The sequence below is a fragment of the Halomarinibacterium sedimenti genome (genome assembly GCF_019312585.1).
Taxonomy (GTDB): Bacteria; Bacteroidota; Bacteroidia; order Flavobacteriales; family Flavobacteriaceae; genus Halomarinibacterium; species Halomarinibacterium sedimenti.
In genome coordinates this window covers 368559-381969 of sequence record NZ_JAHWDP010000002.1, presented here as the reverse complement: position 1 = coordinate 381969, position 13411 = coordinate 368559, and the positions used below count along the sequence as shown (strand labels likewise).

The 13411-nt window shown below is 33.9% G+C and carries 13 protein-coding genes and 1 pseudogene; all 14 read left to right on the top strand.

Annotated features, from left to right (window positions below; translation table 11 throughout):
- Nucleotides 1–2: 2 nt before the first annotated feature.
- Nucleotides 3–800, top strand: coding sequence for a glycosyltransferase family 2 protein (locus KXJ69_RS06375; RefSeq protein ID WP_219052139.1), 798 nt, complete (start codon nt 3–5; stop codon nt 798–800).
- 19 nt (nt 801–819) lie between these two features.
- On the top strand, nt 820–1641 hold the full coding sequence (locus tag KXJ69_RS06370) for a glycosyltransferase family 2 protein (protein WP_219052138.1): 822 nt from the start codon (nt 820–822) through the stop codon (nt 1639–1641).
- Nucleotides 1638–2789 (top strand): acyltransferase family protein, encoded by a 1152-nt coding sequence (locus KXJ69_RS06365; protein ID WP_219052137.1) that lies wholly within the window; start codon nt 1638–1640, stop codon nt 2787–2789. The genes KXJ69_RS06370 and KXJ69_RS06365 overlap by 4 nt, the downstream gene beginning before the upstream one ends.
- Before the next feature lie 5 nt (nt 2790–2794).
- A complete protein-coding gene (locus KXJ69_RS06360) occupies nt 2795–3688 on the top strand; it encodes a sulfotransferase (RefSeq protein WP_219052136.1) in 894 nt (297 codons plus the stop codon).
- 42 nt (nt 3689–3730) lie between these two features.
- Nucleotides 3731–4567 carry a glycosyltransferase family 2 protein gene (locus KXJ69_RS06355; protein WP_219052135.1) on the top strand — a complete coding sequence of 279 codons (837 nt, stop codon included), beginning with the start codon at nt 3731–3733 and terminating at the stop codon, nt 4565–4567.
- Between the two features lie 3 nt (nt 4568–4570).
- On the top strand, nt 4571–5494 hold the full coding sequence (locus tag KXJ69_RS06350) for a glycosyltransferase family 2 protein (protein ID WP_219052134.1): 924 nt from the start codon (nt 4571–4573) through the stop codon (nt 5492–5494).
- Nucleotides 5491–6606, top strand: coding sequence for a glycosyltransferase (locus KXJ69_RS06345; RefSeq protein WP_219052133.1), 1116 nt, complete (start codon nt 5491–5493; stop codon nt 6604–6606). Before KXJ69_RS06350 ends, KXJ69_RS06345 begins: the two co-directional genes overlap by 4 nt.
- Nucleotides 6603–7775 (top strand): glycosyltransferase, encoded by a 1173-nt coding sequence (locus KXJ69_RS06340; RefSeq protein ID WP_219052132.1) that lies wholly within the window; start codon nt 6603–6605, stop codon nt 7773–7775. Before KXJ69_RS06345 ends, KXJ69_RS06340 begins: the two co-directional genes overlap by 4 nt.
- 76 nt (nt 7776–7851) lie before the next feature.
- The gene (gene gmd / locus KXJ69_RS06335; protein ID WP_219052131.1) at nt 7852–8964 is read left to right on the top strand and encodes a GDP-mannose 4,6-dehydratase; all 1113 of its coding nucleotides are present in this window, start codon (nt 7852–7854) and stop codon (nt 8962–8964) included.
- A 3-nt stretch (nt 8965–8967) separates the two neighbouring features.
- A complete protein-coding gene (locus KXJ69_RS06330; RefSeq protein WP_219052130.1) occupies nt 8968–10041 on the top strand; it encodes a GDP-L-fucose synthase family protein in 1074 nt (357 codons plus the stop codon).
- A 3-nt stretch (nt 10042–10044) separates the two neighbouring features.
- On the top strand, nt 10045–10824 hold the full coding sequence (locus KXJ69_RS06325) for a glycosyltransferase family 2 protein (RefSeq protein WP_219052129.1): 780 nt from the start codon (nt 10045–10047) through the stop codon (nt 10822–10824).
- A gap of 2 nt (nt 10825–10826) precedes the next feature.
- Nucleotides 10827–11708 carry a glycosyltransferase family 2 protein gene (locus KXJ69_RS06320; RefSeq protein ID WP_219052128.1) on the top strand — a complete coding sequence of 294 codons (882 nt, stop codon included), beginning with the start codon at nt 10827–10829 and terminating at the stop codon, nt 11706–11708.
- 21 nt (nt 11709–11729) lie between these two features.
- Nucleotides 11730–12758 (top strand): glycosyltransferase family protein, encoded by a 1029-nt coding sequence (locus KXJ69_RS06315; RefSeq protein WP_219052127.1) that lies wholly within the window; start codon nt 11730–11732, stop codon nt 12756–12758.
- Between the two features lie 355 nt (nt 12759–13113).
- Nucleotides 13114–13404, top strand: a pseudogene (locus tag KXJ69_RS13820) (CatB-related O-acetyltransferase); the annotation flags it as partial.
- Nucleotides 13405–13411: the final 7 nt, after the last annotated feature.

Here is a 13411-nt window from a genome sequence, read left to right as displayed (position 1 = left end):
CAATGCCAAGCTTAAGTATCATCATACCCACTTATAATTCTTCCGAAACCATTTGGGAGGCGTTGGAAAGTATCAAAAACCAAACGTTTCAGGATTTGGAGGTGCTTATTATGGATGGTGAATCTCAAGATGCTACGGTGGCACTAGTTGAGAAGTTTAGGATAGATTACCCTAAAATTGCCTGTTATGTTCAAAAAGATGAGGGCGTGTATGATGCCATGAATAAGGCACTCCCTATTGCAAAAGGAGATTATTTATATTTCTTTGGGAGTGATGATGTTTTGGAAAACCCACATGTTTTAGAGGATGTTTTTTCAGAAATACAAGGCGTGGACTTTTTATATGGCAATGTTAGGTTTAAAAAATCGGGCGAGATTTATTCTGGAAAATCGAGTTACGAAAAGTTAGTTTACAAGCAAATTAGCATTTGCCATCAAGCCATTTTTTATTCGAAAAAGGTTTTTGACCTAGTAGGTAATTATAATACTAAATACTACGTCCATGCAGATCATGATTTAAATATACGTTGCTTTGAAAATGAAGAAATTAAAATAAAATACATTGATAAAGTGATTGCTGTTTTTAACGAATTGGGGCTAAGCGGAATGAAATCTAATGCCGATGGATATCGAAACGACTTAACCAAAAAGATTGTTGAAAGTAATAACCTACTTTCTCAAATTGTCTATGAAAGAGATAAACTGGAAGCAGAGGTTAAAGCACTTAAAAATTCAAGAAGTTATAAGTTAGGGAGATGGTTCCTAAAGCCCTTTTCATATTTAAAGTCACGTAAAAAATAAAAATAGGAGAGAATTCCATATGCTTTCGATAATTACCATTAACTATAACAATCGTGCTGGTTTGGAAGCCACTCTTAAAAGTGTGCAAAGTCAAACCTATCAGGACTTTGAGCACATTGTAATTGATGGTCATAGTACCGATGGAAGCAAGGAGGTGATTGAGGGCTATAAAGAAAAATTAAGCTACTGCGTAAGCGAGCCAGATAATGGAGTGTATCAAGCAATGAATAAAGGAATAGCGGTAGCCAAAGGGGAGTACCTTCAGTTTTTAAATAGTGGTGATGTGTTTGAAGATACTGATGTGCTGTTGGATGTTTCAAAAGAATTTGTTTCAGCCTTAGATATCTATTATGGCGATTTGTTATTTGTAGGAAAGGGTGAGAGTCGTGTTCAGGATTATCCAGATAAGTTGACCTTTTCCTATTTTAAAAATCGTTCCCTAGGGCATCCCGCTGCTTTTATTAAACGTGATTTATTTGAAAGGGTTTTTTATTACAATGAGAATTTGAAAATTTGTTCCGATTGGGAGTTTTTTATTCATGCTGTTTGTAAACACAATGCCACCTACCAACATATTTCCAGAATTGTAGCCAAGTTTGATACCCATGGAATGTCAAGTAGTCCTGAATATAAGTCTTTAATAGCCGAAGAACAAGACGTGATTTTAAGACGTGATTTTTCTTTTTTTCTTAAGGAAATAGAGCAATACGAAGTGGCTTTAAAAAGAATAGAAAAACCACCCTATGTTTGGGTAAGCAGGTTATGGCAGGGTAGGTTTTCTAGGTTTGCAACAGCAAAATTACTGAAGCTGTTACTTTTTATTTTTCCAAAAACAAAATGAAGAACCTCCTAAAATTAGAATTAAATCCCGATAGAGTCTATGGCCTCGATATATTAAGAGCTATGGCCATTCTTTTTGTGGTAATGGTACATGGAGGTCATTTTATGCCTGAGCATAGATATAAATACATTTACCATATTATTTTTGATGGAGTAGCAATGTTTTTTGTTTTAAGTGGATTTCTTATTGGAGGAATTTTAATAAAAATTATTAATGCTCAAGGAATAAACTTTAGAATAATTTTTAATTTCTGGAAGCGAAGGTGGTTTAGGACGCTTCCTAACTACTTTCTAATTTTATTAGTGTTATTAGTAATTGGAGCCTTTTTTACGGAAGGCTTTACACTTACCGATAAGTACAGATACTTCATATTTACACAAAATTTGGTAACAGAACATCCTAAATTTTTTGGGGAAGCTTGGAGCTTAAGTATTGAAGAATGGTTTTATCTATTGCTGCCTATTTTTCTGTACTTAGGTACTCGCATAGTAAGGCTTTCTGTTAATAAGTCATTATTGATAACAGCTGCTGGTATTATAGTGTGTGTAACGCTATTTAGATATTACAGATATATCAATCTTGAAATAGACAGCAAATATGTTTGGGATAAAATGCTTAGGAGACAAGTTTTTACTCAATTAGATAGTTTGATGTTTGGGGTTATTGGCGCGTATGTGTTCTACTTTTTTAAAAGTTATTGGGTAAAATTTAAAAAGTTCTTATTGGTATTAGGGATATTGTTGTTTTTAGTTGTAAGATATAATTGGTTAAAATTTGAACCCCAAGGACTGTTTTATTGTGTTTTTTCGTTTAGTGGGAACTCTCTCGCAACGCTATTTTTATTGCCTTATTTAAGCACTTTAAAATCGGGAAAAGGATTTATCTACAAGGTTATTACCTACATTAGTCTAATTTCGTATTCCATGTATTTAATTAATTCGAATTTAATGCGTTGGATAATTAATAATATCAATTGGGTGCCATTAGAACAATTTAATGGATATGCTTTTTTGTTAACACGCTATTTTGTTTATTGGTTTTTAACCATATTTATTTCCTTATTATTATATAAATATTTCGAGCTTCCTATGATGAACTTAAGAGATAAGAAAAGTTGGGGCACGGTTAAATTCTTTAAATCGAGATAGCTCGTATGAGAAAAAAAAACATATTAGTTACAGGTTCGCATCGATCGGGCTCCACTTGGTTAGGAAAGGTTATTACCAGTTCTAGTGATTATGTATATGTAGATGAACCTTTTAATATTGGAAAAAATCACAAATCCTCTCCCTTTAAAAACCAATTTGAATATTTACCGGGAAAGTCTGTTGCTTTTCAAAATAAAGCAAAAAAGTATCTCAATTCTTTCAATTCACTATTTGCCAACACTACTTTCGATAAATTAATTTATATCAAATCTAGAAAAGATATTCGTAAATTTTTATCTGAAGTTAAAAGTAGAACTACCAGAGGGTACGTTTATAAAGACCCACTGGCGTTGATGTCTGCGGAGTGGATTTATAAAAATTATGGTTGGGATATAGTGGTTTTGATAAGACACCCAGCGGCCTTTGTTGCTAGTTTAAAAGTAAAAAATTGGCAGTTTTATTTTAAGTATTTTTCCGAACAAGAAATGCTTATTAATACGCACCTACAAGCCTATTCCAAAACTATTACGGAGTATACCAATAATCGACCCGATATTTTAAAGCAAGGCATTCTACTATGGAATATTCTTTATAGTATGGTCTGTTACTTGCAAGAAAAGTATAAAGAAGAGTGGTATTTTGTAAAGCACGAAGATTTATCATTACAACCCATGGAAGAATTTGAAAAGTTATATAATTTTCTGAAAATTGAAATGGATGATCGAGTGAAGGACTATATTTTAGAAACAACCTCTTCAAAAGAGCAAACACTTTTAAAGCGCGATTCAAAGAAAAATATTTCATCTTGGAAGAACCGGCTTTCTCTTCAGGAAATCCAGGAAATTAAAGAAGGAACTAAGGAAGTATGGAAACACTTCTATTCTGATGAAGATTGGTAAATAATTAATTACTTTTAAACTTTAAAATCATAATACTGAATAATGCAAAAACCCATTGTATCTGTAATTGTACCGTGTTATAATCAAGCGGAATACCTTCCCGGTGCTTTACATTCAGTTTTAAATCAATCCTTTGAGGAATGGGAGTGCATTATTGTAAATGATGGTTCAGAAGACAGTACTGAAACTGTAGCACAAGAATGGACTCAAAAAGACGGTAGGTTTAAATATATCGTATTGACCAATGGAGGATTGCCGCATGCTCGAAATTCTGGAATAAAGGAGGCTATAGGAACCTATATATTGCCCTTGGATGCGGATGACAAACTGGCGCCAAATTACATGAAACTGGCCATGGATGAATTTAAAGAAGATTCAAAACTAAAGGTGGTGTATTGTAATGCAGAAAAATTTGGGGTAGAACATGGGCCCTGGAAATTAAAAGATTTTTCAATTAAAAAATTGGCGATTAGTAATATGATTTTTTGTACCGCCTTTTTTACAAAAAAGGATTGGGAAGCTATTGGAGGGTATGATGTAGCAATGAAATACGGATGGGAAGATTGGGAGTTTTGGATTGCCTTACTTAAACATGGCGGGGGAGTCAAAAAGCTTTCCTATGTTGGTTTTTTCTATCGTATTAAAGAGAAATCGATGCTTCAGGATTTAAAGGAAACTCAAAAAGAGGAACTATTCAACTATATGAGTATAAAACATCCCGATTTTTATGTAAGGCATGTTGGTAGCTTTCAAAAATTACTTAAAAAACAAGAAGAATTAAATAAGAAAAACAGATTATTGCTTTCAAACAAAAAACATGCGCTTAATGTATTGTGTTATTCAGTATTTAGATGGAGGCCTTTTAAAATTAGATATTAGTTTATGCCCTTGGTTTCTGTCATTGTTCCTAATTATAATCATGAGTGCTTTTTAGAGCAGCGCATTGAAAGTATCCTTTCACAAACGTTTCAGGATTTTGAGTTAATCCTTCTGGACGACGCATCTACTGATGGAAGCAAAAACATCTTAAATAAATTCGCAAATCATCCTAAAGTAAGTGAGTTCGTTGTTAATTCTGAAAACTCTGGAAGTCCTTTTAAACAGTGGCAAAAGGGAATTAATCTTGCCAAAGCAAAGTACATTTGGATAGCAGAAAGTGATGATTATTCAGACCCTAATTTTTTGGAAGTGTGTATAAATGCATTAAAATTGGGAGCAACCCTTTGCTATACTCAGAGCCAAGATGTGGATGAAAATGATAATGTTATTTCGAACCGAATAGAATATACTGCTGAGTTTAGCCCCAATATTTGGGAACAAGATTTTAAAATGCAGGGAAAGGAATTTTTGCAAAACTATTTAGCAGTAAAGAATGTTATTCCTAATGCCAGTGCCGTGGTTTTTAAAAAATCACTTGTTTCAAAGGAAATTTTTTCTGAAGAGTTTTTGCAAATGAAAATGTGTGGGGATTGGTTTTTTTGGATACACCTTTGTGAAAATGCCTCCATTGCTTTTGTGTTGCAACCCCATAATTATTTTAGGATGCATAAAGATGTAAGTAGGAAACACAAGGGTATTGGTAGGAAAAGGCAGCGTATATTGGAAGAAGTAGCTTGTAGAAATTATTTATATTCTAAATATCAACTTTCCATTCCTATAAAAAACAAGGCAATTGTCCAGAGTTGGTGTCAACTGCATTCTAAGTGGGCTCCTTTTAAAAAGAAATTTTACCAACTTAACCTTTTTAACATCCATAGTATTTCCCTACTTTTAAGGTTTATTACCATAAAAATAAAGTCCAAATGAGGCATATTGGGTTGTTCTCCCCAAACCAAAATCCATATTCTGAAACCTTTGTGCAAGCCCATAAACAGGGTCTAAAAGATAAGGTGTATTACTACTATGGGTCTGGATTTGGAACAAAATTGGAAGGACATCCACCAATAGCTTCTTCATTTAAGAAATATAAACTAAAACTACTTGCCAAACTATTAAATAAACCCTTGTCCTTTGTAAAACAAACGCTTATCAAGGACTCTTTAAAGAAACATCAAATATCTGTGGTTTTAGTGGAATATGGTATTCATGCCCATGCGATCTTACCCATTATAAAAATGGCAAAGTTACCCATGGTTGTACATTTTCACGGTTTTGACGCGAGCGTACCAGAAGCCATCGAAAGATGTAACCATTATAAGGAAGTTTTTGAGTATGCAAGTAGCGTCATAGTAGTTTCAACTGTGATGAAACAAATGCTCATAGAACTAGGCTGTCCTGCCGAAAAAATAATTTATACCCCTTGTGGTCCTCGCCCTGAATTTGGTGCTGTGCGGCCATTATTTTCAACAAAACAATTTATAGCTATTGGAAGGTTTGTCGATAAAAAGGCCCCGTACTATACCTTATTAGCTTTTAAGCGGGTGGTAGATAAATACCCCAATGCGAAACTTAAAATGGCAGGGGATGGGCCGCTAATTAATACCTGTGAAAATTTAGTGAGGCATTTGAAATTAGAGAGCAATGTTCAGTTTTTGGGGGTTATATCTTCAGAAGATTTTAAGACGCACCTTTCCCAATCAATTGCATTTGTTCAACATTCGGTGCGGGCTTCTAATGGTGATATGGAGGGAACTCCAGTTTCTGTAATGGAGGCAGGGTTGGCTGGACTTCCTGTTATTTCTACCAACCATGCAGGTATTCCAGATGTTATTTTGCATAATGAAACAGGACTTTTGAGTGAAGAACATGATGTAGAAAGAATGGGAGAATATATGCTACAACTTTTAGACAATCCTACTTTGGCAAAGAAATTAGGTGATAATAATAGAAAGAGAATAAAAGACCACTTTAGTCTTGATAAACATATTGGTTTGGTGCAAAAGGCAATAGATGAAGCCATGTTAATGAAGAGTCCATGAAAGTTTTACACATAAATACTAATGATCGAGGGGGGGCTGCTACGGCTATTATTAGAATTCATTTAGGACTATTAAAAAAAGGAGTCGATTCTAAAATTCTTTTTTTGAATAAACGAAAAAATGTTCCTCAATCCTATGCTTTTATAAACACTAATTCAAAATGGAGAAGAATTATTCTAAAGATCCGCGGCCTTTTTCAAACCTCTGCAAAATCCATCATGGATAATAATCCAGAAGTTGAATGGTTTAGTCTTCCCACAAGTCCCTATGATATTTCACAACATCGGTTGTATAAGGAGGCAGATATTATCCAATTAAATTGGGTTTCTGGTTTTCTTGATGAACCTTCTTTTTTTAAAAAAAACACAAAGCCGGTCGTTTGGCGTATGCCCGATTTGTATGCTTGTGGTGGAGGGTATCATTATGAAAAAGGATTTCCGTTTTCGAAATTGAAACCCTTACTAGAAAGAAATGAAAAAGTAAGAAGTAGGGCACTTAAAAATTCGTCCATTACTTTTATTCCAATTTCAGAATGGGTTAAAAGCAAAGCGGAGGATAGCCCAATTATTTCGCAATTTCCAAAACAGGTTATTCATAACGGATTGGACTTTTCAGTGTGGAAACCCGAGGATAAGTTAGAGGCAAGAAAACATTTTCAAATTCCGTTAGATAAAAAGGTCCTTTTAATTGGAGCGGATATTGCACATGTACAACGAAAAGGGTTTCAAATTGCAATTGACGCTATTCAAACCTTAAATACTCATGAAATTAGCACTGTTGTTTTTGGAAATTATAAGGAGAAGTTACCCGAAGGATTTTTGACACTTGGAAAAATTCAGTCGGAAACAGAATTGGCTAGATTATATTCGGCTGCAGATTATTTTATTATGCCCTCCATTGAAGAGGCTTTTGGTCAAGTTACTATCGAAGCCTTGTCCTGCGGACTACCCGTTATTTCATTTCCTAATGGAGGGAGTTTGGATATTATAAAGCCCAATATTAATGGTATTTTTGCATCAAATTTCTCAAAAGAGGCACTTGCTGATGCCATAAAGGAAGCTTTTCAAATTTCTTTTAATTCGGAAATTATTATTAGGGATGTTAGAAAGAGGTTTCATATCGAAGATAAAGTAGAAACATATTTATCATTATATCAAAGGTTACTTTAAAAGAAATTGTTAGATTCAAACTAGGCACACTAGGCCAAAGATGCTTAAATTGCCAAATATTTAATAGCGTTACAACATGAAAGTTGCATTTATCACAGGAATTACAGGACAGGACGGAGCCTATTTAAGTGAGTTTTTATTGAAGAAAGGATACATTGTTCACGGCCTTAAAAGACGTTCTTCCCTTTTTAATACCGATAGAATTGACCATCTATATCAAGATCCCCATACCAATAATCGCAATTTTATTTTGCATTATGGCGACATGACCGATAGTACTAATCTTATTCGGTTGATTCATGAAATAAAGCCCGATGAGATTTATAATCTTGCGGCTATGAGCCACGTGCAAGTTTCTTTTCAAATACCCGAATATACAGCCAATGCCGATGGAATAGGTGCCCTTAGGATTCTAGAAGCAGTTCGTTTTTTAGGCTTAGAACATAAAACAAAAGTATATCAAGCTTCTACATCTGAGTTGTACGGCAAGGTTCAAGAAGTTCCTCAAAAAGAAACTACGCCTTTTTATCCAAGAAGCCCTTATGGTGTGGCAAAACTATATGCCTATTGGGCTACTGTAAATTATAGAGAAGCTTATAATATGTTTGCCTGTAATGGAATTTTATTTAATCACGAATCGCCGGTTCGAGGGGAAACTTTTGTTACAAGAAAGATTACCCGTGCCACTGCCAAAATTGCTTTAGGACTACAAGATAAATTTTTTATAGGTAATCTGGATGCCAAACGAGATTGGGGACATGCTAAAGATTATGTACGTATGATGTGGATGATTCTTCAAGCCAAAAAACCTGAAGATTGGGTGATTGCTACAGGCGAAACGACATCGGTAAGAGATTTTATTAAAATGGCATTTGCCCAAATTGGAGTTACCCTTCGATTTGAAGGAACAGGTGTGGACGAAAAAGGGTTTGTGGAAACTTCTACCCATAAAGATTTTCCTATAAAAATAGGACAAGAGGTGGTGAGTGTTGATGCAAATTACTTTCGTCCTACCGAAGTAGATTTGTTGGTAGGAGATGCTACAAAGGCTAAGGAAAAACTAGGATGGGTGCCAGAGTATAGCCTAGGGGATTTAGTAAAGGAAATGATGCAAAGCGATATTAAATTAATGCAAAAGGAGCAATATTTAAAGGAAGGCGGATATAAAACACTAAACTATTTTGAATAATCAATGAATAAGAAGGCCAAGATATATATTGCAGGTCATAGAGGGCTTGTGGGTAGTGCTATTTATAGAGGATTAATAGACCAAGGCTATTCAAATTTTATATTAAGGACAAGCACCGAGTTGGATTTACGAAACACCCATGAAGTAGCTCATTTTTTTAAAAATGAACAACCCGAGTATGTGTTTTTAGCCGCTGCCAAAGTGGGAGGAATTGCGGCCAATAATAGATATAGAGCCGATTTTATTTATGATAATTTGATGATTCAAAACAATGTGATTCATCAAAGTTATGTGCATAAAGTGAAAAAATTATTGTTTTTAGGCAGTACGTGTATTTATCCAAAAAACGCGCCCCAGCCATTAAAAGAAGAATATTTACTTACCAATGTGTTGGAGTATACTAATGAGCCATATGCCATTGCTAAAATTGCAGGCATTAAAATGTGTGAAAGTTACAATCTGCAATACGGTACAAATTTTATATCGGCCATGCCTACTAATTTATATGGTCCAAATGATAATTTCGATTTAGAAAAAGCCCATGTATTACCTGCGTTGATTCGAAAAATACACTTGGGGAAAGCTCTGGAGAATAATGAATGGGATATGATTCGAAAAGACTTAAACGAAAGACCTATAATGGGAATTGATGGTAATGCCTCTGAAACTACTATTTTAAAAACACTTTCCATGTTTGGGGTTGAAAAGAATGTCAATGTTTCGGTTGAAATTTGGGGTTCAGGTAAACCCATGCGAGAATTGCTCTGGATAGACGATATGGCAGCCGCCAGTATTTTTTTAATGAATGAATATCATGCTGTAACAAATCACTCTAAAAAAGAAGTGAGAAACACCCACGTCAATATTGGTACGGGTTCTGATGTATCAATAAAAACCTTAGCACACATGCTTAAAGAAGTGATTGGTTTTCAAGGGAGTTTTGTATTTAATACTAAAAAGCCCGATGGCACTATGAAAAAATTGACCGATGTTTCGAAAATAAATGCTTTGGGTTGGAAAGCGCAAATTTCCTTAGAGGAGGGATTAAAAAAAATGTACCAATGGTATAAATCATAGCCTATGGCTACACCTTTTTTAAGTATAATCACAATTAATTATAATCAGGCAGAGGGATTAAGAAAAACCATTGCTTCGGTAGCATCACAAACCTATATAGATTTTGAATTTATTATTATTGATGGTCATTCTACAGATAAAAGTGTTGAGGTAATTGAACAAAATAAGGACCATATTGATTATTGGGTTAGTGAACCGGATTCGGGTATTTACAATGCCATGAACAAAGGGATAAAGATTGCGCAAGGCCAATACCTTTTATTTTTGAATAGCGGGGATGCACTTACAGAATCTAATGCTTTAGGGAATTTCATTAATCATTCACAATTTCATGGAGATATTATTTATGGAGATTACCAATTTCAGGAGGGGCATAAGGTTTATCCCGATGTGTTACCTACTAATTATTTTATGAAAACTTCCCTTCCACATCAAAGCACGTTTTTTAAAAAAAGTGTTTTTGAAAGGATGGGATTTTATGACGAATCTTACAAAATAGGTGCCGACCGTGCTTTTTATATCAAGTGTTTTGCAGATAAAAGTATAGTTTTTCAGCATATTCCCTACTTTTTAACACTTTTTGATCTTTCGGGTCTTAGTAATGATAGCGAGTATACCGAGAAAAAAAGACAGGAGGATGCACGTATGTTTTACGAGTTTTATGGTTCTAAGTACGATGATTATAAAGAACAATTAAAACAAGAAGCCAAACAAAAAAGAGCAAAGCGAAACAGCCTAAAAGGTATTCTGAAAAGAATTGTAAACCGAATAAAAAAAATTTGAGCATGCCCTTGGTAAGTATTATTATTCCTACATATAACAGACCAGAAATGCTTCGGTTAACTCTTGATAGTTTGGGTAAGCAAACATTTTTGGATTATGAAATTATTGTGGTTGATGACGGAACGGCCAATAATTTAAACAAATTACTATGTGAACAATATAACCAAGTTTATTATTTCAAAATAGAAAATAGTGGGGGACCATCAAAACCGCGAAATTTTGGAATTAAAAAATCTAAGGGTAAATATTTGGCCTTCGTGGACGATGATGACCTATGGCTACCTCAAAAATTGGAAAAGCAAGTAGCAATTTTAGAAGACCATCCCAATTATGGAATTGTACATTGTCCTTGTAAGGTTATTAATACTTTGGGTGAAGAGACTTCTGAAATAATAGGTAAACCTAAAGATGAGCAATTAAAACATGGTGACGTATCCTTAAAAATGATTGGTAGATTTACCTTAATGACATCATCAGTCTTAATTCGAAAAACAGTTGTAGATGCTGTTGGGAATTTTAACGAACAGATGCCACAAGTTGGCGAAGACACACATTTTTGGACACGGTGTTCCTTTAATACTAAGTTTTACTATCTCAGTGAACCTTTAGTTTTGTATCGAATTCACGATAGTATGAGCAAACGTCTAAAAGGTAAATATTTTGAGCTACCATACTATTTAAATGAAGTACTTAATGAAACTTATCGAAAAGGACAACTTTCAAAAAGCCAGTATTTGCAATTAAGAAATAATATTATAGGGAGACAATTAAAAGAAATGCCCACTGGCAAAATAAAGACCTTTATAAGGCTTTTTAAACTTTATCCATTTTGGTTTCTTAACTTTGAAAATGTTAAAATATTTATCAGGGCTGTAATGAACTGATTTGTTTTAAAAAGCCAACGTATGCGAATAGGAACAAATCCTGCAAAAGAAAATAATAAAATGATCCTTAATAGCTATCATCGTATTATTGTTCCTGTTTTTATTCCAAATTTAGAGGAAGATTATTTTAAAGATAGTTTTGATATCTTAAAAATAAATCTTGAGAGTATTTTGCTTACCATTCACGATAAAACACGGGTGAGTATTTATAATAATGGGTCATGTAAAATTGTTTCAGATTATTTAAATGCACTTTTTAGTACAGAAGATAAAGTAGACCAATATTTAATTAGTAAGGTGAATATTGGGAAAATAAATGCAATTTATTCTATTGTTAAAAGTAATCTTGAACCCTTATTTACAATTACCGATGCCGATGTTTTTTTCAAAAGCGGTTGGCAACAGGAAGTGGAAAAAGTATTTGAAAATTTTCCTAAAGCAGGAATTGTATCCCCAGTCCCTTTTAGTACTATGTTCAAAAGCAACTTTGGAAATTTAAATTATTGGGAAGCCTTTGTAAGAAGTAAGTTAAAGGTTATTGAGGTTCCTAATCCCGAAGGACTTAGACATTTTGAAGAAAGTATAGGACGGAAAATGTTCAAAGAAACACATTATAAACAATTTATATCTTTAGTTCATAAAAATGGACAAGCTGTTTTAGGGAGTGGGCATTTTGTATGTACTGTGCGGACACAAATTTTTCGTAAAGGGCCTAATTTTCCTACACAATTTAAAATGGGTGGTAAAGTGATGACAGATTATATCGACAAACCGAATAATGATGCGGGTTTCTTAAGATTAGCAACAGTAAGCAACGGTGCGTACCATATGGGAAATAGAATAGAATCTTGGATGTTGGAAGAAATTAAAGAACTAAAAAAAGCAACGGACATCTCGAAACCTATTAATGAGCGAATTAATTTTAACGTAAAACCCTATTCGATTGTTGCCAAATGGCTGAGTAGTGTTTTTTACAAACTATTTCTTAGAACATCATTTGGAAAAAGGCTATTTTTAAAATATGTTGGGATAAAAGACCCTGATTATTAAAAAGGAAGGCATGAAACAATGGATTAGAAAGGTTTTATATTATTTTTTAAATGCTTCAGTGAAAAAGGAGGAGGTATTGCTTTCTGGTTATTCAAGAGGGCTTCAAAATGTAATATTTGAAGGGAAAAATGCCGTTCCAGATAGGTGTAACTTTTCAGGAAAAATTAAAATTGGTTATGCTACAACCTTAGGCTATAATAACTTTATGCACGGGGATATTGAGGTTGGAAAGTATTGCCAATTAGGTGCCGATGTATCCATACATACCACAAATCATCCTATTAGTTATCTTTCCACTTACGTAAATAAAAGTTTGTTTAATGGTGAATTGTCCCAACTTAAAAGTGTTAAGAAAACGGTTATTGGAAATGACGTATGGATAGGACATAATGTAAATATTATGGGAGGAGTAACCATTGGTAATGGTGCCATTATTGCAGCAGGTGCTTTGGTGACTAAGGATGTATCACCCTACACCATTGTGGGGGGTGTCCCTGCAAAAGTGATTAGAAAGCGTTTTTCAGAAAGTATCATTCAAGAGATAGAAGATTTGCAATGGTGGAATCTTTCGGAGGAAGAATTACTGAAAATTAAACCGTTATTTTTTAAAGATTTTGAAAATAAAATGACCATATACAATTCATAAAATAAAA

Excerpts from the sequence above, each read along its gene's own strand:
- KXJ69_RS06375 (WP_219052139.1), top strand. The coding sequence starts at position 3 with ATGCCAAGCTTAAGTATCATCATACCCACTTATAATTCTTCCGAAACC.
- KXJ69_RS06370 (WP_219052138.1), top strand. The coding sequence starts at position 820 with ATGCTTTCGATAATTACCATTAACTATAACAATCGTGCTGGTTTGGAA.
- KXJ69_RS06365 (WP_219052137.1), top strand. The coding sequence starts at position 1,638 with ATGAAGAACCTCCTAAAATTAGAATTAAATCCCGATAGAGTCTATGGC.
- KXJ69_RS06360 (WP_219052136.1), top strand. The coding sequence starts at position 2,795 with ATGAGAAAAAAAAACATATTAGTTACAGGTTCGCATCGATCGGGCTCC.
- KXJ69_RS06355 (WP_219052135.1), top strand. The coding sequence starts at position 3,731 with ATGCAAAAACCCATTGTATCTGTAATTGTACCGTGTTATAATCAAGCG.
- KXJ69_RS06350 (WP_219052134.1), top strand. The coding sequence starts at position 4,571 with ATGCCCTTGGTTTCTGTCATTGTTCCTAATTATAATCATGAGTGCTTT.
- KXJ69_RS06345 (WP_219052133.1), top strand. The coding sequence starts at position 5,491 with ATGAGGCATATTGGGTTGTTCTCCCCAAACCAAAATCCATATTCTGAA.
- KXJ69_RS06340 (WP_219052132.1), top strand. The coding sequence starts at position 6,603 with ATGAAAGTTTTACACATAAATACTAATGATCGAGGGGGGGCTGCTACG.
- gmd (WP_219052131.1), top strand. The coding sequence starts at position 7,852 with ATGAAAGTTGCATTTATCACAGGAATTACAGGACAGGACGGAGCCTAT.
- KXJ69_RS06330 (WP_219052130.1), top strand. The coding sequence starts at position 8,968 with ATGAATAAGAAGGCCAAGATATATATTGCAGGTCATAGAGGGCTTGTG.
- KXJ69_RS06325 (WP_219052129.1), top strand. The coding sequence starts at position 10,045 with ATGGCTACACCTTTTTTAAGTATAATCACAATTAATTATAATCAGGCA.
- KXJ69_RS06320 (WP_219052128.1), top strand. The coding sequence starts at position 10,827 with ATGCCCTTGGTAAGTATTATTATTCCTACATATAACAGACCAGAAATG.
- KXJ69_RS06315 (WP_219052127.1), top strand. The coding sequence starts at position 11,730 with ATGCGAATAGGAACAAATCCTGCAAAAGAAAATAATAAAATGATCCTT.